Raw genomic sequence first — 2,261 nt, 5'->3', positions numbered from 1 at the left:
CAAAACGTGTTCTTTGAAAACTGGATAAAACGACATTGATATAAAAAAAGTAATACAAATCACGTCAAGTGATTTATCGTAAGTTCTTAAGTCTTTCTCTAACGAGAAAGCAGTAACTAACTTCGGTTAAGTTATTAAGGGCGCACGGTGGATGCCTTGGCACTAGGAGCCGATGAAAGACGGTACTAACACCGATATGCTTCGGGGAGCTGTAAGTAAGCTTTGATCCGGAGATTTCTGAATGGGGGAACCCACTGCCCGTAATGGGGTAGTACGTTTGCGTGAATACATAGCGCAATCGAGGCAGACTCAGGGAACTGAAACATCTAAGTACCTGAAGGAAGAGAAAGAAAATTCGATTCCCTTAGTAGCGGCGAGCGAAACGGGAAGAGCCCAAACCAAGAAGCTTGCTTCTTGGGGTTGTAGGACATTCTATACGGAGTTACAAAAGTATGAAGTAGGCGAAGCGACTTGGAAAGGTCCGCCATAGCAGGTAAAAGCCCTGTAGTCGAAAGTTCATACCCTCTTGAATGTATCCTGAGTACGGCGGAACACGTGAAATTCCGTCGGAATCCGGGAGGACCATCTCCCAAGGCTAAATACTCCCTAGTGACCGATAGTGAACCAGTACCGTGAGGGAAAGGTGAAAAGCACCCCGGAAGGGGAGTGAAATAGATCCTGAAACCGTGTGCCTACAAGTAGTTAGAGCCCGTTAATGGGTGATAGCGTGCCTTTTGTAGAATGAACCGGCGAGTTACGATTACGTGCAAGGTTAAACTGAGAAAGTGGAGCCGCAGCGAAAGCGAGTCTGAATAGGGCGAAATAGTACGTAGTCGTAGACCCGAAACCAGGTGATCTACCCATGTCCAGGTTGAAGGTTAGGTAACACTGACTGGAGGACCGAACCCACGTATGTTGAAAAATGCGGGGATGAGGTGTGGGTAGCGGAGAAATTCCAATCGAACCTGGAGATAGCTGGTTCTCTCCGAAATAGCTTTAGGGCTAGCCTCGCGGCAAGAATCTTGGAGGTAGAGCACTGTTTGGACTAGGGGCCCATCCCGGGTTACCGAATTCAGACAAACTCCGAATGCCAATGATTTATCCGCGGGAGTCAGACTGCGAGTGATAAGATCCGTAGTCAAGAGGGAAACAGCCCAGACCACCAGCTAAGGTCCCCAAGTAATTGTTAAGTGGAAAAGGATGTGGCGTTGCATAGACAACCAGGATGTTGGCTCAGAAGCAGCCATCATTTAAAGAGTGCGTAATAGCTCACTGGTCGAGTGACACTGCGCCGAAAATGTATCGGGGCTAAACAATTCACCGAAGCTGTGGATGCATACCATAGGGTATGCGTGGTAGGAGAGCGTTCTAAATGCGTAGAAGTCAGACCGTAAGGACTGTTGGAGCGTTTAGAAGTGAGAATGCCGGTATGAGTAGCGAAAGACGGGTGAGAATCCCGTCCACCGAATGACTAAGGTTTCCTGAGGAAGGCTCGTCCGCTCAGGGTTAGTCGGGACCTAAGCCGAGGCCGATAGGCGTAGGCGATGGACAACAGGTTGAAATTCCTGTACCACCTCCCTGCCACTTGAGTGATGGGGTGACGCAGAAGGATAGGGTAAGCACGCTGTTGGTTATGCGTGTCCAAGCAGTAAGGCGTGAGTGTAGGCAAATCCGCACTCTGTAACGTTGAGCTGTGATGGCGAGCTCGTATGAGCGAAGTTCCTGATTTCACACTGCCAAGAAAAGCCTCTAACGAGGCAGGAGGTGCCCGTACCGCAAACCGACACAGGTAGTCGAGGAGAGAATCCTAAGGTGAGCGAGAGAACTCTCGTTAAGGAACTCGGCAAAATGACCCCGTAACTTAGGGATAAGGGGTGCTCTCGGAGGTTAACGCTTCTGAGAGCCGCAGTGAATAGGCCCAGGCGACTGTTTAGCAAAAACACAGGTCTCTGCAAAACCGTAAGGTGACGTATAGGGGCTGACGCCTGCCCGGTGCTGGAAGGTTAAGAGGAGTGGTTAGCGCAAGCGAAGCTGCGAATTGAAGCCCCAGTAAACGGCGGCCGTAACTATAACGGTCCTAAGGTAGCGAAATTCCTTGTCGGGTAAGTTCCGACCCGCACGAAAGGCGTAACGATCTGGGCACTGTCTCAACGAGAGACTCGGTGAAATTATAGTACCTGTGAAGATGCAGGTTACCCGCGACAGGACGGAAAGACCCCGTGGAGCTTTACTGTAACTTGATATTGAATTTCGGTGCAACC

Annotated in this window: 1 rRNA gene; it reads left to right on the top strand. The window is 49.9% G+C overall.

The window, feature by feature from the left end:
* Positions 1-124: 124 nt before the first annotated feature.
* Positions 125-2,261 (top strand): 23S ribosomal RNA (locus CH76_RS13150); the annotation flags it as partial.

The sequence above is a fragment of the Lysinibacillus sp. BF-4 genome, assembly GCF_000743635.1.
Taxonomy (GTDB): domain Bacteria; phylum Bacillota; class Bacilli; order Bacillales_A; family Planococcaceae; genus Metalysinibacillus; species Metalysinibacillus saudimassiliensis.
This window is presented reverse-complemented; position numbering and strand designations above follow the sequence as displayed.